This is a genomic window from Acidovorax sp. FHTAMBA (assembly GCF_038958875.1).
GTDB lineage: Bacteria > Pseudomonadota > Gammaproteobacteria > Burkholderiales > Burkholderiaceae_C > Acidovorax.
In genome coordinates this window covers 2,619,363-2,639,817 of sequence record NZ_CP152407.1, presented here as the reverse complement: position 1 = coordinate 2,639,817, position 20,455 = coordinate 2,619,363, and the positions used below count along the sequence as shown (strand labels likewise).

Below are 20,455 nucleotides of genomic sequence, written 5' to 3'. Positions count from 1 at the left end.
TGATGAGCGACGCGCTGTCCCCTTCCCCCACCACCTCGCCAGCAGCCCCCGCCGGTGCGGCAACGCCTGTGGCGCCCGGCACCCCAGGTGCCCGCATCATTGCCGTGACCAGCGGAAAAGGCGGGGTTGGCAAAACCTTCGTATCCGCCAATCTGGCTGCGGCCCTCACGCGCCGGGGCCAGCGTGTGCTGGTGCTGGATGCCGACCTCGGCCTGGCCAACCTCGACGTGGTGCTGAACCTGCACCCCAAGATCACGCTGCACGATGTGTTCACCGGCAAGGCTGCGCTGGAAGACGCCGTCATCCAGGCGCCGGGCGGCTTCAACGTGCTGCTGGCAGGCTCCGGCATGGTCGAGTATTCGCGCCTGACGCCCGAAGTGCGCAGCCAGTTTTTGAGCGTGATCCAGGCCCTGACGCCGCAGTACGACGTGGTGTTGCTCGATACCGGTGCCGGTATCTCGGATGTGGTGCTGTTTTCGATCTCGCTGGCGTCCGAGGTGCTGATCGTGGCCACGCCCGAACCCACCTCCCTCACGGACGCCTACGCGGCCATCAAGGTGCTGGCGATGCAGCAAAAGCGCCAGCACGTGCGCATGATCATCAACCAGGCCGCGCGCCCGGGTGATGGCCGCGCCATCACCAGCCAGCTGCAGCAGGTGCTGGACCGGTTTGTCAGCACCGATTCGGGCCGTCCGATGCGCCTGATCCACATGGGTGATATTCCGGCCGACCCGTCCGTGCGCGAGGCCGTGATGCGCCGCCAGCTGCTGCTGCTGCAAACCCCGGGCTGCCCCGCTGCCCTGGCGATTGCCCAGCTGGCCAACAAGATCGAAACCACGCTGCTGAGCCCCGCTCCCTGAGAGGGCCTGCGCTCGCGCCCCGCCTGTCATCGACGCGGCGCCTGTGGGTCGCTCTGTGCGACGTTTTCCTATCGAAGTACCCGCGCGCCCCCATCGCGCCCATTGGCCGTGACTCCCATCGACACCATCCTGAACATCTCCTGCTACAAGTTCGTGCCTTTGCCCGATGCGGCAGCGCTGCGCGAGGTGCTGCATGCGCGCGCCACGGCCGCTGGCCTCAAGGGCACCATCCTGCTGGCCGAAGAAGGCATCAACTTCTTTCTGGCCGGCCCGGCCGAAGCGGTGCGCGGCTTTGTCGATGCGCTGCGCACCGATGCCCGCTTTGCCGATCTGCAGCCCAAGGAGAGCTGGTCAACCACGGTGCCGTTTCGCAAGATGCTGGTCAAGGTCAAGCGCGAGATCATCCGCATGGACCACCCGACCATCCAGCCCGCGCAGGGACGGGCGCCTTTGGTGGACCCGGCCACGCTGCGCCGCTGGCTGGCCCAGGGGCATGACGATGACGGGCGCGAGGTGGTGACGCTGGACACCCGCAACGCCTTCGAGGTGGATGCGGGCACCTTCGACAACGCCATCGACTGGCGCATCGACAAGTTCACCGAGTTCCCGCCTGCCCTGCGCGCCCACAAGGCCCAGCTGCGGGACAAGACCGTGGTGAGCTTTTGCACCGGCGGCATCCGCTGCGAGAAGGCTGCAATTTTGATGCGCGAAGAAGGCCTTGCGCATGTCTACCAGCTCGAAGGCGGCATCCTCAAATACTTTGAGCTCACCGATGGTGCGCACTACCACGGCGGCTGTTTTGTGTTCGATGAACGCCGGGTGCTGGCGGCAGACCTGTCGACCGACCCTGCACCCGTGGTTGGTGAAATCGCTATCAGTAAGTGAGCTGCCAGCGCTTTACCATCAAGCGCTAGAGGCCAATTTGGCTTGAAACCAAATCATTCAAGCCCACCCGCAAACCGGTCAAGGCTTGAAGCGGCGCTCTGGCAGCGCAATCCACTCCACCTCACCCGGCACCTGGCCCATTGCCTGGGCATCCCAGTCAGCGGCGGCCTGCACGATACGCTCCTTGCGGCTGGAGACAAAGTTCCACCACATGTGGCGCGGCGCATCCAGCGCGTCGCCCCCAATCACCATCAGACGCACCGGGCTGTCACCTGCAGATAGGTGGGTGGCCTGGCCCGGCTCCAGCACCGCCAGGCGCTGCGCGGCCACGGTTTCCCCATCGATCTGGACCGCAGCATCCACGGTATAGACCGCCATCTCCGGCAGCAGGGCCGGGAGGTCGAGCGTGGCACCGGCAGGCAATTGGACATCGAGGTACAGCGTGCGCGAATAGGTGGCCACCGGAGAGGTCTGCCCGAAAGCCTGCCCGATCAACACGCGCACAGTGGCGGCCCCCACCTGCACTTCGGCAATGGCAGCGGCGGGCGTGTGCACAAACGAAGGGTCGGCCTCTTCATGGGCCAGCGGCAGTGCGGCCCACAGCTGGATGCCATGGTTCACATAGGCCTGATTCGCAAGGCTCTCCGGGCGGCGCTCGGAATGCACGATGCCCCGCCCCGCCGTCATCCAGTTGATGGCGCCGGGCTCGATCTGCTGCACATGGCCCAGGCTGTCGCGGTGCAGGATGGCGCCGGAGAACAGGTAGGTCACGGTGGCCAGCCCGATATGGGGGTGGGGCCGCACATCGTGGCTCGCACCGGGCTCCACTGTCACAGGTCCGAAATGGTCGAAAAACAAAAATGGCCCGACGGCCTGGCGCTGCACGGCAGGCAGCAGGCGCCGCACCGTAAACCCGCCGCCCAGGTCTTTGGCGTGGCCTGCCAGGCGCAGGGGCGCGCTCACGATACGTCTCCCGCTGCGTCATCGCGGCGTGAAGAACAATTTGGGCGGTGCATAAACAATTCTCCCTGGTGGCCGGTCACGATGACAGCGCGAGCCTGGCGGCGATCTGCGCCACGCGTTGGCCCAGCCTCCGGCCGGTTTCCAGATCGCCCGGAAACATTTCAGCAGCCGAGGCGTCGGAGGGCGACTGCGCCATCGCGCCGCTGTAGGAGCCGATCCAGTTCACGTCGTTGCGGGTGGCTGCCTTGGAGTTGGCCGGCATCATGCCGTTGCCCACCCAGATGCCGCCATGCTGCATAGCCAGGTGAAACAGATAGTCCAGCGTCACCTGCTTGTCGCCGTTGGTGCCGGCACTGTTGGTAAAGCCTGCAAACAGCTTGTCCTTCCAGGCCTGGCTGAACCAGGGCTTGGACGATGCATCCGCAAACTTCTTGAACTGCCAGCTGGGGCCGGCCATGTAGGTGGGCGAACCCAGGATGATGGCGTGCGCGGCTGCCAGGGTTTCCCAGCCGCCTTCGGGCAGGTTGCCATCGGGGTCGATGGCCATCAGCTCGGCGCCCGCGCCCTCTGCCACAGCCTGGGCCAGGCGCTGTGTGTGACCGTAGCCCGAGTGATAAACCACCGCAATGTCTGCCATCGAAAAACTCCTGTTCAAACCCTGGTGAAGTAAACGCACTGCGCTCCCGCGCGGGATGCAATCCCCGCGGGAGCGCTCTTGCAGCCTACAGGTCTTTGAACCTTAGTTCAACGGCCGGAGGTGCGCGCATCCACGCTCCAGCCGCCTGCGCCGAAGGCCGCCAGGGCCAGCAAGCCGCCTGTCACACCCACGTTCTTGAAGAACATCAGCTGCTGCATCATCTGCTGGTCAGCGGGCAGGCTCCAGTAGGCGTGAAAGAAGAAGCTGGCCACCAGCGTGAAGAATGCCAGCGCCAGCGCCGCCAGACGGGTACCAAAGCCAAAAATCAACGCAAGCGCGCCGAGCACCTCGACGGCAGCCGCCACCGCCGCTGCCACGGTGGGCATGGGCAGCCCGACGGAGCTGATATAGCCCACCGTACCGGCAAAACCGGTGATCTTGCCAATGCCGGCAGGCAGAAACAATGCGGCCAAGAGAAGACGTGAGGCAAGTGCCAGAGGATTTTGCAGGGATGTGAACATGATGAACTCCTGGTGAAAAAATGAAATTAAAGAACGTTGGAGGGAGGGTGGGATGGACAAGCGTGCGTCAGGGAGCCAGGTCAAAAACCAGCACCTCGGCATTGCGGGCGTCGGTCAGTGACAGGCTGGTTTCCTTTTCCATCAGCACGGCATCGCCGCCCGACAGCGCATGGCCGTTCACCGACAGGTCGCCGCGCACCAGATGCACATAGGTCTTGCGCGCCGGATTGAGGGCCTGTGTGACCGAGTCCGCGCCATCCAGCAAACCCGCATACAACGCGGCATCGGCGTGGATCTTGACCGAATCCTGCGCGCCATCGGGCGATGCCACCAGACGCAGCGCACCGCGTTTTTCTGCCTCGGCAAAAGTCTTTTGCTCGTAGCTGGGAGGAATGCCGCGCACGTTGGGCTCGATCCAGATCTGCAGGAAGTGCGTGGTCTGGCTCGCTGCGTGGTTGAACTCGCTGTGCTGCACACCGGTGCCTGCGCTCATGCGCTGCACGTCGCCGGGCGGAATGCCCTTGATGTTGCCCATGCTGTCCTTGTGGGCGAGTTCACCCGACAGCACGTAGCTGATGATTTCCATGTCGCGGTGGCCATGGGTGCCAAACCCGGTGCCGGGGGCGATGCGGTCTTCGTTGATGACCCGCAGGTTGCCAAAGCCCATGTGGGCCGGGTCGTAGTAACCGGCAAACGAAAAGCTGTGGAAGGAATTGAGCCAGCCATGGTCGGCGTGGCCCCGGTCTTGCGATTTACGAACAGTCAGCATGTGAGTGCTCCTTTCAAGACTCAACTGTAGAACTTCGGGCAGGCCAGCAGGGGCTGCTGGATTGATGGGAATATTCAAATAATCTGAACTAACATGGCGCCACCATGCAAAACGCACGCGATGTTCTGACCCCCGATGCACTGACCATGCTGCAGGTGATCGCCGAAGCAGGCAGCTTTGCCGCTGCGGCCCGGCAGCTGGGCCTGGTGCCCAGCGCCCTCACCTACCGCGTGCGCCAGATCGAAGATGCGCTCGATGTGCTGCTGTTTGACCGCAGCTCGCGCCAGGCGCGCCCCACCGAGGCGGGCACCGAGCTGCTGCGCGAGGGCGCACGCCTGTTGCAGGACATCGACGCCGTGGCCCACCGCGTGCGCCGCGTGGCCACCGGCTGGGAGCCGCAGCTGACGATTTCGGTGGACGGCATCATCTCGCCCCACACCATGCTGGAGCTGGTGGATGCCTTCTATGCCATGGAGCCCCCCACGCGCCTGAAGCTGCGCGACGGGATCATGAAAGGCACGCTGGAGAACCTGACCTCGGGCCGGGCCGATCTGGCCATCGGGGTTTCGGTGCCGGGCACCGATGTGGCGGGCCTGCAGCAGGGCACGCTGGGGGAAGTGCTTTTCATTTACGTGGTGGCGCCCCACCACCCGCTGGCCAGCGCGCCAGAGCCCATCTCCGATGCCACGCTGCTGGAGCACCGCGCCGTGGCCGTGGCCGATTCGGCCACGCGCGGCGGCGCCACCATGGGCCTGCTGGGTGGGCAGGATGTGCTGACGGTGGACACCATGCAGGCCAAGGTGCGTGTACAGCTGCGCGGGCTGGGCGGCGGGTTTTTGCCCGAACCCATGGTGCGCCCCTACCTGGAGGCCGGGCGCCTGGTGACGCGCCGCGTGGCACGGCCCGAGCGCAGCGTGCGCGTGCACTACGCCTGGGGTGGCCCCGGCTTCACCGCGCCGGGCCGGGCGCTGCAGTGGTGGCTGAACCAGCTGCAAAGCCCCGCCACACGCCGCGCTCTGCTGGAAAACCACCATCATTTGTGACCTTGATCAAGTGCGACGTGCGCCCTACCGCGTGTAGAGTGGTTGGTGTTGGTTTTGCATTGCATTTCAATCGCCGCACGTCACCGAAAGGCCCTCCATGAGCAAACCTGATCCTCTCCCCGCCAAACGGCTCCGACGCACCAGCGCCCCCGCACCCGCAGCTACGCCCACCCCCTCCACCCGATCCGGGAAACCGCAGCGCCACTTCGCCATCATCGGCGCGGGCATGGCGGGCATTGCCTGCGCGCGCACCCTGGTGCAGGCCGGGCACCGCGTGACGGTGTTCGAGAAATCCTCCCAGGCCGGCGGCCGCACCGCCACCATCGACTCCCCTTTTGGCAACTTTGACGCGGGCGCCCAGTACTTCACCGTGCGCGATCCGCGTTTTGCGCGCGCCATCGACACCGTGCCCGGCATCTGCAAGCGCTGGAGCGCCAACTCCGTGCAGGTGCTTGATGCCGCGGGCCGTGTGGCCGCCGTGGGCCTGCCGCACCGCGAGGCCCACTGGGTGGCCAGCCCCGGCATGCAATCGCTGGTCGCCACCTGGGCCGAGCCCCTGGTGCAGGCCGGGCAACTCATCACGCAAACCCGCGTGACGCGCATCGAGCGCGATGCGCTGAACACACCGGGATGGCAGCTTCGCACCGAGGGTGCTGGCGGTGCCCAGCATGTGTATGCAGGCTTCGACGCCGTGCTGCTGGCACAACCCGCAGTGCCTGCCCAGGCCCTGATTTCCAGCTCGGGACTGGATACACCCCTGGCCGACGCCATGTCCCGGGTGGCCATTGCACCCTGCTGGACGCTGATGCTTGCTTACCCCCAGGCCGTGCGCCCGGGCCTCACCACGCTGGGCCCGCAGTGGAACGCTGCGCGCAGCACCCACCACCGCATCGCCTGGCTGGCGCGCGAGTCGTCCAAGCCCGGCCGCAACCTGGTGGAGCGCTGGACGGTGCAGGCCAGCCCCGCCTGGTCGGCCGAACACCTGGAGGACGACGAGGCCCGTGTGCAGGCCAAGCTGCTCAAGGCCTTCGCCGAGGTCACCGGCATCCGTGCCACGCCAGCACACGCCGACACGCGCCGCTGGCGTTATGCCCAAACCACCCACCCCCTGGGCAAAACCCACCTATGGGATGCGGGCGCAGGACTGGGTGCCTGTGGAGACTGGTGCCTCGGGCACCGGCTGGAAGACGCGTTTGTGTCCGGCCTGGAACTCGCACTTGCCGTTGCATGACGGCAGCCGATGGGGCAGCGCTGCGCTATGTGGGCCGGTTTGCACCGTCGCCCACGGGTCCGCTGCACGCGGGCTCTCTGGTGGCGGCGCTTGCCAGCTGGCTGGACGCACGCGCGCACCACGGCAGTTGGCTGGTGCGCATTGAAGATGTGGACACCCCCCGTTGCGTGCCCGGCGCCGACGAGGTCATCTTGCAGCAGCTGGCCACCTGCGGCCTCTTGCCAGACGCTCCAGCGCAATGGCAATCGCGGCGGGGCGAGCGCTACCACCAGGCACTGGACCAGCTCGTGGTGAAGGGCCATGCCTACCCGTGCGCCTGCTCCCGCAAGGACATCGAAAACGTACACGCGGCGCGCGGCCACGCCCGCGAACGCCATGCCGCGCTGCCCTACCCCGGCACCTGCCGCCACGGGCTGCAGGGGCGTGCGGCGCGGTCGTGGCGGTTCAATGCAACGGATTTCAAACCAAAACAGCCTCCGGCACTTATCCATAAAGCGCAAGCAGCTACTAATTTAATAGCAAACAGCATCGTGCACTGGCAGGACCGCCGCCTGGGTGCACAGCAGCAGAACGTGGCTGACACGGTGGGCGACTTTGTGCTGCGCCGGGCCGACGGGCTGTGGGCCTACCAGCTGGCCGTGGTGGTGGATGACGCCGACCAGGGCATTACCGACGTGGTGCGCGGCGAAGACCTGGCGGACAACACGCCACGCCAGATCCTGCTTCAGCAGGCGCTGGGGCTGCCCACGCCGCGCTATCTGCACACACCCCTGGTGTGTGGGGACAACGGCGAAAAGCTCTCCAAGCAAAACGGTGCGCGCGCGCTGGACCTGACCGAGCCGCTCCAGGCACTGGCCAGCGCCGCGCAGGTGCTGGGCCTTCCCGCGCTGCCCGCCGAACACCCACACCCGCAGGGCCTGCCCGATGCCCTCGCCTACTGGGTCACCGCGTGGCGACGAAACTACAATGGCGCACCGTGACCGAACTGACCACCGCATCTGCCCCCACCGCTGCGACCGCAGCAGCCCCCGCAACCCCTGGCGGGGCACCCGCTGGCGTGAGCCATCCCAAGACCATCAAGAGCTTTGTGCGCCGTGCTGGACGCACCACCACGGGCCAGGCCAAGGCCTTTGAAGATTTTGGCCCGCGTTTTGTGCTGCCGTATGCGCCCGCGCCTCTGGATGCTGCAGCAGCCTTCGGCCGCCATGCGCCGCTGGTGCTCGAAATCGGCTTCGGCATGGGCGAAGCCACGGCCCACATCGCGCGTGTGCGGCCAGATGACAACTTTCTGTGCTGCGAGGTGCACGAGCCCGGCGTGGGCGCGCTGCTCAAGCGCATCGGTGAGCAGGAACTGACGAACATCCGCATCCTGCAACACGACGCGGTCGAGGTGATCGACCACATGCTGCCGCCGGGCTGCCTCGACGGCGTGCACATCTTCTTCCCCGACCCCTGGCACAAGAAAAAGCACAACAAGCGCCGCCTGATCCAGGCCCCGCTGGTCGCCAAGCTGGCCGCCCGCCTCAAGCCTGGTGGCTATCTGCACTGCGCCACCGACTGGCAGCCCTACGCCGAGCAGATGCTGCAGGTGCTGGGCGCCGAACCCCTGCTGCAAAACACCGCCAGCGGCTTCGCACCGCAGCCCGACTACCGCCCCCTCACCAAGTTTGAAAACCGCGGCCTTCGGCTCGGGCATGGTGTGTGGGATGTGGTGTTCGTACGCCGAAACTGAACCGTAGCCCCCACCGGACGCGCCCGTACACAACGCCTATGAAACCGATTCTGCAAAACCTTGTGGAGATGACGGGTCACCGCGATCACCTTCGGCTGGAGGTGTCGGTGTTGTCCACCCTGCAAAAGCTCAGCGGCATCATCGAGGTGCGCGCGCTGGAGCTTTTCACCGATGCCGGTGTATCCCATGTCCGCCCCCGCACCTGGATCGAGGACGGGCAACTCGTCTCCACCGATTCGGAAGCCGCCTCCGACCCCCGGCGCGAGACTCTGGACAACTACACCGCCCTGCGCGAATGTATCGCCAACCACCGCGACAGCGCGCTGGTATCGCCCCGCAAGGGTTGCCATGTCCTGTGGCTGCCCGTGTGGATGCATGAAAAGGTCACCACGTGCCTGGAGATCACGCAGTCGCGCCCCTTTTCGGCGCACAAGCTCGAAGTGGTCAAGGGCGTTTTTCAGGTGTATCAGAACTACCAGCGGCTGCTGGATTACAGCGAGCGCGACGCGCTCACCGGCCTGTTCAATCGCAAGACCTTTGACGAGCAGTTCTCGCGCACCTCGCTCAACGGCATGGTCAGTGGCCGCCTGGCGTCAGCGCCGGAGCCCCTTACCGCCGACGATGCATCCCAGCCAGGCGAACCCTTGCAGCAGTGGCTGGCCGTGGTGGACATCGACCACTTCAAGCAGGTCAACGACCGGTTCGGTCATCTGTATGGCGACGAGGTGCTGATCCTGATCGCCAACATCCTGCGCAGCTCATTCCGCAGCCACGACCGCATCTTCCGCTTTGGTGGCGAAGAGTTCGTGGTGCTGCTGCGCTCCACCACGCTGACCACGGCCCACAAGGTGTTCAACCGCTTTCGGCTCGCCGTGCAGGAATATCCGTTCCCTCAGGTGGGCCGGGTCACGGTGAGCATGGGCTTTGTCAGCACGGCCAAGGGCTCACCGGTGGAGATCCTGGGACAGGCCGATCAGGCGCTGTATTACGCCAAGGAACATGGGCGCAACCAGGTCTGTTTTTACGATGACCTGGTGGCCAGCGGCCAGCTGACGGCCAAAGTGGCCAACGACGACGTCGAACTCTTCTGAACCCCTACCCTGACGACGCAAGTAGCGCGTCCACATCCACCGCATCCCGCTGTGCGGGGTCGAGAAAAAGCTCGGCGTAGTCGCGCCAGACACCACTGGTCAGGAAGAAGCGGAACACACTGGCATCGATGTGCTGCTCGCGCACCAACTGAGACATGATGTTGAGCGACTCTGACAGGGTCTTGGGCGGTTTGTAGGGCCGGTCAGCTGCGGTCAGGGCCTCAAAGATATCGGCCAGGGTCATCACGCGGTCGGCCAGCGTGAGATCGGCTCCTTTCAGGCGCCTCGGATAACCCGTTCCGTCCAGCTTCTCGTGGTGCGACCCGGCAATGGACGGCACGCGTGCCAGGTGCGGCGGGAACGGCAGACCGCTGAGCATGATGATGGTCTGCACGATGTGGTCGTTGATCTTGAACCTGTCTTCCGCGGTGAGCGTGCCGCGCCGGATCGACAGGTTGTGCAGCTCGCCCAGGTGTGCCTCGAAGGGCGGCACCACCATGTCGAAGCCCCAGCGGTTGGCCGGGTTGTCTGCCTCCACCGGCGGCTTGCGGGCGCCCCAGGGCACGATGTGCTCGGGCCGGTCGGCCAGCAGGGGCTCGTTGGCTGGCAGGCTGCGCGCAGGCACCTTCGCCAGCCGCGCCATCTCCGCCTGCGACAGCCCGAGCCGGTCGTCAAAATGCCGCTGCCACACCTGCCGCCCGATGGCGGCAAGGCGCTGCACGTCGGTCTCGGCCATGAATTCACCGCCCACGTTGCTGCGGGCAACAAATGCGAAATCGTCCTGCAGGCGCTCCCGCCGCTGCAGCAGTTCGCGCTGCAGCCGCTCAGGGTCCACGCCGGATACATGCTGCTTCCAGTAGTCCAGTTCGGCATCGCGCCACAGCACTTCAAAGCGCATGCGCACCTCATGGATGCGGTTGTACAGCGCCTCCAGCTTGGTGGCCTTGTCGATAATGTGCTCGGGGCTGGTGACCTTGCCGCAGTCGTGCAGCCAGGCACCCAGACGGAACTCATAGCGCTCTGCCTCCGTCATGGCCACATGGGCAAATGGCCCGTCCTTGGCCTCGCACATCCGTTGCATCAGGGATTCGGCCAGCTGGGGCACCCGCTCACAATGTCCGCCGGTGTAGGGGCTCTTGGCATCGATGGCGTCGGCCAGCAGGCGGATGACGGCATCGAACAGCTTCTTTTGCCCTTCGATCAGGCTGCGTGTTTCGATGGCCACCGACAGCGTGCCGGAGAGTTTTTCGACAAACGCCCTGAAGTGAACATCGGCCTGCTGCTGGTTGGAACGGTAGCGCAGCACCAGCAGGCCCAGCGGCTGCCCATCGCGCGTGCGCAGCTGCACTCTCAGTGCACGCTGGGGCAGGGCCTGATCGTCGTCCTGGGCATCGCCGTCCTGCGGCTCTGCCGGGTTGATGAAAAACGCCATGGGCAGGTGGTCCGGGTAGCGCGCCTGCTGCTCCGGGTCTTCGCAGTACCTTGCGGTGCGCGCAAGGCCCGTGCGCTGCGCCTCCACCAGGTACACCGCGCCCCCCGTGCAGCTGGTGGCGCGCACCAGCTCATACAGCACACTGGAGAGCATGACGTCCATGCGTGACTCGGCGCTGATATGGTGCGTGATGTGCAGGAACTCTTCAATGGTGTCCGACATGCGGTCCATCACCTGGCCCAGTGCGCGTACCTCGCGCACGGGTGACATGCGACGACTCGGGCGCCGGAAATCGAACCGCGCCAGGGCCTGCGCCTGCAGGGCCAGCCCCGAGAGGCTGCGCCCCACCCGCCTTCCGGCCAGCCACCCGAATAGCAGCATCAGCGCAATCAACGCCAGGGACAGCCACACCTGCCGCCGAAGGTTCTCGTTTACATCTGCCAACAGCTCGCGGGTAGGGATGGCCATCAGGATGTGCAGACCTTCCCAGCGCTGCGACTTGAGCGACAGGACCTTGAACAACCACTCCTCCCCATCTGCCTCGAGCCGGCGCGTGACCCCCGCCTTGAGGTCAATACCTTGCAAGCCTTGGAAACTGGGTACGCCGAGTTCCTCCAGGGTTCGCAGCTGGAGGCTGGTGTCGTTGCCTTCGCGCACCCATACGCGGGACATGTCCGGGTAGACCAGCACGCGGCGGTCCTGGTCCACCACGGCGATTTCGGTGCGCGGTACGAGCCGGAGCTCGCCAATCTCCTGGCCCAGATCGGTGAGCGCCACATCCAGGCCAATCACCGCGCGGCCGTCCTCGCTGGGCTGGCTCAGCGTGACCCCCACCTCTTGCGTGGTGAAAAACAGATAGGGTGCGGTGAGAACCTGTGTGTTGCGTTCAGCCGCCAGGGCGTACCAGGGACGGGAGCGGGGGTCATAGCGGTAGTTGGGCCGCACCGAGGAATCGAGCAGCTTCAGTTGTGCGTCGTAGTAGTTCCAGCGGCCGGTCAGGCCCGCAGTGCCTGCTGCCCCCGCCGTGCCCCGCTCCCGCGCCATGGACTGCACCAGGAAGGCCGCCTCTGCAGGTGCCTCCAGCCGGGCACGCAGCGTCGCATTGCGCAGCGGGCGTACCAGCAAAAACTGTCCATCGGAGTACCCGATGAACACCGCCGACAACAAGGCGTTCTGCTCCAGCAGGCGAACCAACACCGGCAGGCGGCGCAACCGGGTCTGCAAGCTGGTGGCAGAGGCAATGGGGTCAAACGCCAGCAGACGCAGCGTGGCATCGGCCGGGTCCACGACATGGTGCACCCGTTCGCTGATCAACTGGCTGATGTGCAGCGCACTGTCATCCGACGCCGCAATGATGGCCTGGCGCGCGCTGGTGCCCACCTGGTAGACCAGCAGCACCGCAAGCAGCACCATGGCCGACACCACCACCGACGCAATCACCACCTCGAACGGTATGGTGAAACGCCGCCACCAGGGCGGGTGGGCAACCTCGGGACCCGACAGACTGGAGCGGGTGCCGTCGGCAGGCAGCGGATCGTGCAGGCTTTCGCGCAAGGGGTCCATGCGCTTGAATGTAGGGGGTAGCCGGTGTTCCGTCACCCGTTATCTGGCAACAAGGGCCACCCCACCACAGCGACCCGCGCCGCCATCGTGCCCCGCTGCGGGTATCAGCCCAGCTGCTGCGTCACCCAGCCTGCGACCGAGGCCAGCGCCGCTGGCAGCCTGGAGGCATCGGTGCCGCCAGCCATGGCCATGTCGGGCTTGCCGCCGCCCTTGCCGCCCACTTGCTGCGCCACAAAGTTCACCAGTTCACCAGCCTTGACCTTGCCCACGCTGTCGGCCGTGACGCCCGCAGCGATCTGCACCTTGTCGCCGTCCACCGCAGCCAGCACGATGGCGGCCGTCTTGAGCTTGTCCTTGAGCTTGTCCATGGTGTCGCGCAGCGTCTTGGCGTCGGCGCCAGGCAGCGCGGCGGCCAGGACCTTGATGCCCTTCACATCCACGGCCTGGTTCACCAGCTCATCGCCCTGGCTGGAGGCCAGCTTGCCCTTCAGGGCCGCCACTTCCTTTTCGAGCGCGCGGGCGTTGTCCAGCGCCTGGCTGATGCGGCCATTGAGTTCGGCCACCGGCGCCTTGAGGGTGCTGGCGGCCTGGTTAACGGTGTCTTCCAGGTTTTGCAAGTACGCCAGTGCGTTGGCGCCGGTCACGGCCTCAATGCGGCGGATGCCAGCAGCCACGCCGCCCTCACCCACCACCTTGAACAGGCCGATGTCGCCCGTGCGCTGCACGTGCGTGCCGCCGCACAGTTCACGGCTGGTGCCGATGTCTAGCACGCGCACGGTTTCGCCGTATTTCTCGCCAAACAGCATCATGGCGCCGGTCTTCTGGGCCGATTCGATGTCCATCACCCGGGCCTGGGTGGGCTGGTTGGACAGGATTTCTTCGTTGACGCGGCGCTCGATCTCGCGGATCTCTGCAGCGGTCACAGCGCCGTTGTGCGTGAAGTCAAAACGCGTGCGGTCGGCATTGACCAGGCTGCCCTTTTGCTGCACGTGGCTGCCCAGTACTTCGCGCAGGGCCTTGTGCATGATGTGCGTGACCGAGTGGTTGCGCACCGTGGCGGCGCGCACGGCGGTGTTCACCTGGGCCTGCACCGTGTCTCCCACATTCAGCGTGCCCTCTTCGAGCGTGCCGTGGTGGCCAAACACATCGGCCTTGATCTTGAGCGTGTCGCCCACGGCAAACCTGGCCGATCCGCTGGTGATGACGCCCTCGTCACCCACCTGGCCGCCGCTTTCGGCATAGAACGGGGTCGTGTCGAGCACCACCACGCCGTTTTGACCACTTTTCAGGGCTGCAGCGCTTGTCCCGTCTACGTAGATTGCTACTATTTTTGCAGTCTCCGCAAGATTCTCATAGCCCGTGAACTGGTTGGCCGCACCGCTGTACTCCAGCGCCTTGTCCATCTTGAACTTGCCGGCCGCGCGGGCCTGGGCCTTCTGCTTTTCCATGGCGGTCTTGAAGCCTGCTTCGTCCACTTCGACGTCGCGCTCCCGGCAGACGTCATTGGTCAGGTCGAGCGGGAAGCCGTAGGTGTCGTGCAGCTTGAAGGCCACGTCGCCCGGCAGCACCTTGGCGCCGCCGTCCAGGGTAGCGTCCAGGATTTCCATGCCATTGGCCAGCGTTTCAAAGAAGCGCTCTTCTTCCACCTTCAGCACCTCGGTGATGCGCTGCTCCTGCGCGCGCAGCGATGGGTAGGCATCGCCCATCAGGCGCACCAGGTCGGCCACCAGCTTGTGGAAGAACGGGGTCTTCTTGCCCAGCTTGTAGCCGTGGCGGATGGCGCGGCGCACGATGCGGCGCTGTACGTAGCCGCGGCCTTCGTTGCTGGGGATCACGCCGTCGCTCACCAGGAAGGCGGTGGCGCGGATGTGGTCAGCAATCACGCGCAGGCTCTTGTTGTTGAGGTCGGTCACACCGGTCTCGCGGCCAGCGGCCTTGATGAGCTGGTCGAACAGGTCGATCTCGTAATTGCTGTGCACGTGCTGCAGGATGGCGGCCAGGCGCTCCAGGCCCATGCCGGTGTCCACGCAGGGTGCGGGCAGCGGGGTCACGGCACCCGTCTCGTCCATGTTGAACTGCATGAACACGTTGTTCCAGATCTCGATGAAACGGTCGCCGTCTTCATCGGGGCTGCCGGGAGGGCCACCCGCAATGTGCGGGCCATGGTCATAGAAGATTTCGCTGCACGGGCCGCAGGGGCCGGTGTCGGCCATCATCCAGAAGTTGTCGGACTTGTAGCGGCCGCCCTTGTTGTCGCCGATGCGGATCACGCGCTCGGGCGGCAGGCCGATTTCCTTGGTCCAGATGTCGTAGGCCTCGTCGTCTTCCTGATAGACCGTGGCCAGCAGGCGCTCTGGCGGCAGCTTGTAGACCTCGGTCAGCAGCTCCCAGGCCCACTTGAGCGACTCGCGCTTGAAGTAGTCGCCAAACGACCAGTTGCCCAGCATTTCAAAGAACGTGTGGTGGCGCGCGGTGTAGCCCACGTTCTCCAGGTCGTTGTGCTTGCCGCCCGCACGCAGGCAGGCCTGCACGGACACCGCCCGGTTGTACGAACGCTTGTCGGTGCCCAGGAACACGTCCTTGAACTGCACCATGCCCGAGTTGGTGAACATCAGCGTGGGGTCGTTGCCCGGCACCAAGGGGCTTGACGGCACCACGGTGTGGCCCTTGGAGACGAAGAAGTCCAGGAAGGACTTGCGGATGTCAGCGACAGAAAAAGTGGGTGTGCTCATGGTGTTGTGGAGTGGTTGCACGGAGCAGGCAGGCCGCAGGCTGCGCACCTGCGCGTTGCCTGTCGCTGCCCCTATGGGGACCAACCTTTCATTATAGGTTTGCAGGTGTGTGGCACGTGGCAGGAGGGAGACAGGCCCGGACGGATGCAGCCTGCGACCAGTCCAAGGAATGCTGAAAATCCGCTTGCGCCATTCAAATATCTTGTTAATATATTAATAACTTCATCGCCCATCGCACCCAAGGAGCACCCTGTGAACCCACAACCCCGCTGGCAAGGCATCTTCCCTGCCATCACCACCAAGTTCCACGCCGACGAGTCCATCGATGCCGAGGGCACGGCCCGCCACATCGACTTCCAGATCCGCAACGGCATCCACGGGCTGGTCACCTGCGGTTCTCTCGGCGAGGCCAGCACCCTCAGCCTGGAAGAAAAGCTCCAGGTTGCCAAGATCGCCCTCGAAGCCGCTGACGGCCGCGTACCAGTGCTCGCCAACGTGTCCGAAACCAGCACCCGCGAAGCCCTGCGGTACATCGACGGCGGCAACAAGCTCGGCGTGGCCGGCTACATGGTCATGCCCTCGGTGATCTACGTGGCCGACGCGCGCGAAGCCATGGCCAACGTGCGCGCCATGGCGGGCGCTGCCCAGCGCCCGCTGATGGTCTACAACAACCCCGTGGCCTACCGCGTGGACCTGAAACCCGAACACATGGTGGAGCTGGCCGACTGCGAGTGGATCGCCGCCATCAAGGAAAGCACGGGCGACATCCGCCGCATCACCGACCTGCGCAATACCGTGGGCGACCGCTACCAACTCTTTTTGGGCGTGGACGACCTCGCCTACGAAGGCCTGGCGCTGGGCTGCGACGGCCTGCTGGCTGGCGTGGGCTGCGCCTTCCCGCGCGAGACCGTGGCGCTGTACGAGCTGATGAAGGCTGGCAAATTTGCCGAGGCACTGCCGCTCTACCAGTGGATGACGCCCATGCTGCACCTGGATGTGTCCAACAAGCTCGTGCAGAACCTCAAGCTCATCGACGCACTGGTGGGTGTGGGCACCGAACACATGCGCCGCCCCCGCCTGCCCCTGGTGGGCGACGAACGTGCGTTTGTGGAGAGCGTGGTGCGCAAGGCCCTGGCCACGCGCCCTACAAAATACCAGTCTGTCGCCTGAGACACTGAGCGCCCTACTGCACCACCACCAGAGCACCATGCAACGCATCCACGTGATCGACTCCCACACGGGCGGCGAGCCGACCCGGCTTGTCATCGACGGTTTTCCAGACCTGGGCACTGGCACCATGGCCGAGCGGCGTGCGCTGCTGGCCGAGCGCCACGACGCTTGGCGGGCCGCCACCGTGCTGGAGCCGCGTGGCAGCGATGTGGTAGTGGGGGCCCTTCTGTGTGCGCCACAAGACCCTGCCAACACGGCGGGCGTGATCTTCTTCAACAACAGCGGCTACCTGGGCATGTGTGGCCACGGCACCATCGGCCTCGTCGCATCGCTCGCCTACCTGGGCCGCATCCAGCCTGGCGAGCACCGCATCGAGACACCCGTGGGCACCGTCACCACCACCCTGCACGCCGATGGATCGGTCAGCGTGCGCAACGTGCCCGCCTACCGGCTGCACCACGCATTGGCCATCGAGGTGCCCGGCTATGGCCGCGTGGTCGGCGATGTGGCCTGGGGCGGCAACTGGTTCTTCTTGATCTCGGACCACGGCCAGCGTGTAGCCAGCGACAACCTGGAGGCGTTGATGGGCTACAGCTGCGCCGTGCAGCAGGCCCTCAAAGACCAGGGCATTCGGGGTGACGACGGCGGCGAGATCGACCACATCGAGCTGTTTGCCGACGATGACCAAGCCGATGACCCCGCCGATAGTCGCAACTATGTGCTGTGTCCCGGCAAGGCCTATGATCGCTCGCCCTGCGGCACGGGTACCAGCGCCAAGGTGGCCTGCCTGGCGGCTGACGGCAAGCTGGCACCGGGTGCACTCTGGCGCCAGGCCAGCATCATCGGCAGCCAGTTCGAGGCCAGCTACACGCTGCAGGACGATGGCAAGGTCATCCCCACAATGCGTGGCCGCGCCTACATGAGCGCGGAAGCGACCTTGCTGATCGACGAGGCGGACCCGTTCGGCTGGGGCATCCGGCTGTAAACCGCCTCCTTCCATCCGCACGGCCCCATGCAAACCACCGATGTCCTTGTGATCGGCGCTGGCATCGTCGGCGCGGCCTGTGCCCATGCCCTCGCGAAGGCCGGGCTGTCGGTGCGCGTGATCGATGCGCGCCTCGGCGGCGCCACGGCGGCGGGCATGGGCCATCTGGTGGTGATGGATGACAACGCTGCCGAACTGGCGCTGAGCCAGACATCGCTGGACCTCTGGCACACCTGGGCACCCCACATGGATGCGGGCTGTGCGTTCACGCCCTGCGGCACGCTCTGGCTGGCCGCCAACGATGCAGAGCTGCAGGCGGCCCATGACAAACGCAGCATCCTGCAAGCACACGGAATCGCCTGCGACATGCTCGACGCGGCCGCCCTGTCCCGCGCAGAACCCGCACTGCGCCCCGGGTTGGCGGGAGCGCTCAAGGTGCAGGGGGATAGCGTGGTCTACGCCCCGCGCGCAGCCCAGTGGCTGCTGGACCAGGCCGCAGCTCATGGAACCGTAGCTTTTGAACAGGCCGAAGTCACGGACATCAACGGCCACACCGTCAGCCTGCGCGACGGGAGCCAGCGCAGTGCAGGCGCCATCGTGCTGGCCAGCGGCATCCAGGCCCCGCAGCTGTGCCCCGGCCTGCCGTTGCGGCCCAAGAAGGGCCACCTCGTCATCACCGACCGCTACCCAGGCACCGTGCACCACCAGCTGGTGGAGCTGGGCTACATCACCAGCGCCCACCACAGCGACGGTACCTCTGTGGCCTTCAACGTGCAGCCCCGGCCCACGGGGCAGTTGCTGATCGGCTCGTCGCGCGAGTTCGACACCACCGACCCCGCCATCAACAACGCCGTCATGGCGCGCATGCTGCAACGGGCACTCGACTACCTGCCCGGCCTGGCCGACCTCAACGCCATCCGCACCTGGACCGGTTTTCGCGCAGCCACGCCCGACAGCCTGCCGCTGATCGGCGCGCACCCCGAACACCCGCACCTGTGGCTGGCCGTGGGCCATGAAGGGCTGGGCGTGACCACCGCACCGGGCACCGCGCAGTTGCTGGCGGCGCAAATCACCGGGGGCACTCCATTGATCGACCCTGCGCCCTATGCACCTGCACGCTTTGCGGGCCTGAGCCACCCATGACCCCAGCCGCGCGCTCTCTTGTGCAGATCGTCGTGAATGGCACGCCCCTTCAGGTGCCAGCAGGGACCAGCGTCGTCGCCGCGCTGGCGCAGCAAACACCGGGCACCACACGCACTTCGGTCACCGGCGAGCCCCGGGCGCCGCTGTGTGGCATGGGCGTGTGCCATGAATGCCGGGTGCGCATCCATGGCCGCACCCGCCTGGCATGTCAGACAGTCTGCGCCGAGGGCATGCTGATCCACACCGACGTCGGCGCCGCCCCTGGGAGCGCAAAACGATGACCCAGCACCACCCGGCACATGAGCGCTGTGACATCCTCATCATCGGCGCTGGCCCTGCAGGTTTGGCCGCAGCGCTCGCAGCCGCGCCCAGCGGTGCGTCGATCACCGTCGTGGACGACAACCCGCAGCCCGGTGGCCAGATCTGGCGCGACGGCCCCCAGGTGGTCTTGCCCGCCATGGCGCAACAGCACCGCGCGGCGCTGGCCCGGCACACCAACATCCGCCTGCTGCCTGGCACCCGCGTGGTGGGCCTGGGTGACCCGCAACCCGGCGACAAGGCCCCGGCCCTGCTGCTGGAAGACGCTGACCGGGGCTGGACCCAGCACAGCCACCGCATCATCCTGTGCACCGGCGCCCGCGAGCTGCTGCTGCCCTTCCCGGGCTGGACACTGCCCGGCGTGACGGGTGCAGGCGCCTTGCAGGCCCTCATCAAGGCGGGGCTCGACGTGCGCGGCCAGCGCATCGTCATTGCAGGCACCGGCCCGTTGCTGCTGGCCGCTGCGGCAGCGGCCACAAAGGCCGGAGCCACTGTGTTGCGTGTGGCCGAGCAGGCGCCGTGGAGCGCGCTCGCAGGCTTTGCAGCGCAACTGCCGCGCTGGCCTGCCAAGGCGGTGCAGGCCCTCACCCTGCTTCACTCGCAGTTGCGCGCCAGTAGCCACGTACTGGAAGTCCAAGGCACCACCCGGGTGCTAACAGTGAGGCTGCGCAAAGGCCAACTCGCCGAAGAAACCATGGCCTGCGACCGCGTGGCCTGCGGGTTCGGGCTGGTGCCCAACACCCACCTGGGGCAGATGCTGGGCTGCACACTGGGCGGGCCGCTGAGCGGTGGCCAGGGCCTGGCTGTCGATGCCCACATGCGCACCAGCGTGCACGGAGTGTTCGCCGCGGGTGAAGCCACCGGCTTTGGCGGCAGCGAACGTGCACTGGTTCAGGGCGCCATGGCAGGGCATGTGGCGGCGGGAAACGCGCAACAGGCTGAGGCGCTGCGCCCGCAGCTGGCGCACTGGGAGGGCTTTGCGCAGGCGTTGCAGGCTTCGTTTCCACTGAACGAAGCACTCAAAACCCTGGCGCAGCCCGACACCCTGGTGTGCCGCTGCGAAGACGTGCCCTACACTGCGCTGGCCGATCGCGACGGCTGGATCGATGCCAAGCTCCACACCCGCTGCGGCATGGGCGCCTGCCAGGGCCGCATCTGCGGTGCAGCCACGCAGCACCTGTTCGGCTGGGTGCCTGCACCCCCACGGCACCTGCTGGCGCCAGCGCGTATCGGCACACTGGCCACAGCGGCACCACCTGCCACCCCCCAAAGCCCTGCAGCGCCAGTAGCGTCCCACCCCGCCGATGGGGCTGCGGCGCGATCTGCGCAAAGACCCTGAGCGGGTTCTAAGATGCCGCCACTTTCGCCGGATTGCGCACG

The 20,455-nt window shown here is 66.1% G+C and carries 18 protein-coding genes; 12 read left to right on the top strand and 6 right to left on the bottom strand.

Annotated features, from left to right (window positions below):
- Positions 1-2: 2 nt before the first annotated feature.
- Together AAFF19_RS12440 and AAFF19_RS12435 are read left to right on the top strand one after the other, a co-directional pair.
- Entirely contained in the window at positions 3-860 is an 858-nt protein-coding gene (locus AAFF19_RS12440; RefSeq protein ID WP_008906296.1) for a MinD/ParA family protein, read from the top strand.
- 117 nt (positions 861-977) lie between these two features.
- A complete protein-coding gene (locus AAFF19_RS12435) occupies positions 978-1,745 on the top strand; it encodes a sulfurtransferase (protein ID WP_342721849.1) in 768 nt (255 codons plus the stop codon).
- Positions 1,746-1,823: 78 nt separating this feature from the next.
- Here AAFF19_RS12435 and AAFF19_RS12430 read toward each other — a convergent pair whose 3' ends face one another.
- The 4 genes from AAFF19_RS12430 to AAFF19_RS12415 all read right to left on the bottom strand — a co-directional run bounded on the left by AAFF19_RS12430 (position 1,824) and on the right by AAFF19_RS12415 (position 4,635).
- Positions 1,824-2,708, bottom strand: coding sequence for a pirin family protein (locus AAFF19_RS12430; protein ID WP_182119144.1), 885 nt, complete (start codon positions 2,706-2,708; stop codon positions 1,824-1,826).
- Positions 2,709-2,784: 76 nt separating this feature from the next.
- Positions 2,785-3,345: a flavodoxin family protein gene (locus tag AAFF19_RS12425; RefSeq protein WP_008906293.1), complete on the bottom strand. Its 561-nt coding sequence runs from the start codon at positions 3,343-3,345 to the stop codon at positions 2,785-2,787.
- Positions 3,346-3,452: 107 nt separating this feature from the next.
- Positions 3,453-3,866: a DoxX family protein gene (locus tag AAFF19_RS12420; RefSeq protein WP_008906292.1), complete on the bottom strand. Its 414-nt coding sequence runs from the start codon at positions 3,864-3,866 to the stop codon at positions 3,453-3,455.
- A gap of 67 nt (positions 3,867-3,933) precedes the next feature.
- Positions 3,934-4,635 carry a pirin family protein gene (locus AAFF19_RS12415; RefSeq protein ID WP_342720271.1) on the bottom strand — a complete coding sequence of 234 codons (702 nt, stop codon included), beginning with the start codon at positions 4,633-4,635 and terminating at the stop codon, positions 3,934-3,936.
- 104 nt (positions 4,636-4,739) lie between these two features.
- Here AAFF19_RS12415 and AAFF19_RS12410 point away from each other — a divergent pair, with 104 nt between their 5' ends.
- The 5 genes from AAFF19_RS12410 (at position 4,740) to AAFF19_RS12390 (ending at position 9,732) form a co-directional block, all read left to right on the top strand.
- Positions 4,740-5,678, top strand: coding sequence for a LysR family transcriptional regulator (locus AAFF19_RS12410; protein WP_342720270.1), 939 nt, complete (start codon positions 4,740-4,742; stop codon positions 5,676-5,678).
- A 97-nt stretch (positions 5,679-5,775) separates the two neighbouring features.
- Positions 5,776-6,909: an FAD-dependent oxidoreductase gene (locus tag AAFF19_RS12405; RefSeq protein WP_182119147.1), complete on the top strand. Its 1,134-nt coding sequence runs from the start codon at positions 5,776-5,778 to the stop codon at positions 6,907-6,909.
- The gene (gene gluQRS / locus AAFF19_RS12400) at positions 6,906-7,889 is read left to right on the top strand and encodes a tRNA glutamyl-Q(34) synthetase GluQRS (protein ID WP_342720269.1); all 984 of its coding nucleotides are present in this window, start codon (positions 6,906-6,908) and stop codon (positions 7,887-7,889) included. The genes AAFF19_RS12405 and gluQRS overlap by 4 nt, the downstream gene beginning before the upstream one ends.
- Positions 7,886-8,641, top strand: coding sequence for a tRNA (guanosine(46)-N7)-methyltransferase TrmB (gene trmB / locus AAFF19_RS12395; RefSeq protein ID WP_008906287.1), 756 nt, complete (start codon positions 7,886-7,888; stop codon positions 8,639-8,641). The genes gluQRS and trmB overlap by 4 nt, the downstream gene beginning before the upstream one ends.
- A 38-nt stretch (positions 8,642-8,679) precedes the next feature.
- Positions 8,680-9,732: a GGDEF domain-containing protein gene (locus tag AAFF19_RS12390; protein ID WP_008906286.1), complete on the top strand. Its 1,053-nt coding sequence runs from the start codon at positions 8,680-8,682 to the stop codon at positions 9,730-9,732.
- Positions 9,733-9,736: 4 nt separating this feature from the next.
- On the opposite strand, the gene AAFF19_RS12385 is transcribed toward AAFF19_RS12390, so the two are convergent.
- Together AAFF19_RS12385 and alaS are read right to left on the bottom strand one after the other, a co-directional pair.
- Positions 9,737-12,727 carry an HD domain-containing phosphohydrolase gene (locus AAFF19_RS12385; RefSeq protein ID WP_342720268.1) on the bottom strand — a complete coding sequence of 997 codons (2,991 nt, stop codon included), beginning with the start codon at positions 12,725-12,727 and terminating at the stop codon, positions 9,737-9,739.
- Positions 12,728-12,831: 104 nt separating this feature from the next.
- Complete coding sequence (alaS, locus tag AAFF19_RS12380; RefSeq protein ID WP_342720267.1) at positions 12,832-15,459, bottom strand: alanine--tRNA ligase; 2,628 nt, start codon at positions 15,457-15,459, stop codon at positions 12,832-12,834.
- A 252-nt stretch (positions 15,460-15,711) separates the two neighbouring features.
- Here alaS and AAFF19_RS12375 point away from each other — a divergent pair, with 252 nt between their 5' ends.
- The 5 genes from AAFF19_RS12375 to AAFF19_RS12355 are packed head-to-tail and all read left to right on the top strand — an operon-like array spanning position 15,712 to position 20,414.
- Positions 15,712-16,629, top strand: a complete 918-nt coding sequence (locus AAFF19_RS12375) for a dihydrodipicolinate synthase family protein (protein ID WP_342720266.1) — start codon at positions 15,712-15,714, stop codon at positions 16,627-16,629.
- 37 nt (positions 16,630-16,666) lie between these two features.
- Positions 16,667-17,614, top strand: a complete 948-nt coding sequence (locus AAFF19_RS12370) for a 4-hydroxyproline epimerase (protein WP_008906282.1) — start codon at positions 16,667-16,669, stop codon at positions 17,612-17,614.
- 27 nt (positions 17,615-17,641) lie between these two features.
- Positions 17,642-18,757 carry an FAD-dependent oxidoreductase gene (locus AAFF19_RS12365; RefSeq protein WP_342720265.1) on the top strand — a complete coding sequence of 372 codons (1,116 nt, stop codon included), beginning with the start codon at positions 17,642-17,644 and terminating at the stop codon, positions 18,755-18,757.
- Entirely contained in the window at positions 18,754-19,038 is a 285-nt protein-coding gene (locus AAFF19_RS12360) for a (2Fe-2S)-binding protein (RefSeq protein WP_342720264.1), read from the top strand. The genes AAFF19_RS12365 and AAFF19_RS12360 overlap by 4 nt, the downstream gene beginning before the upstream one ends.
- Positions 19,035-20,414, top strand: coding sequence for an FAD/NAD(P)-binding oxidoreductase (locus AAFF19_RS12355; protein ID WP_342720263.1), 1,380 nt, complete (start codon positions 19,035-19,037; stop codon positions 20,412-20,414). The genes AAFF19_RS12360 and AAFF19_RS12355 overlap by 4 nt, the downstream gene beginning before the upstream one ends.
- Positions 20,415-20,455: the final 41 nt, after the last annotated feature.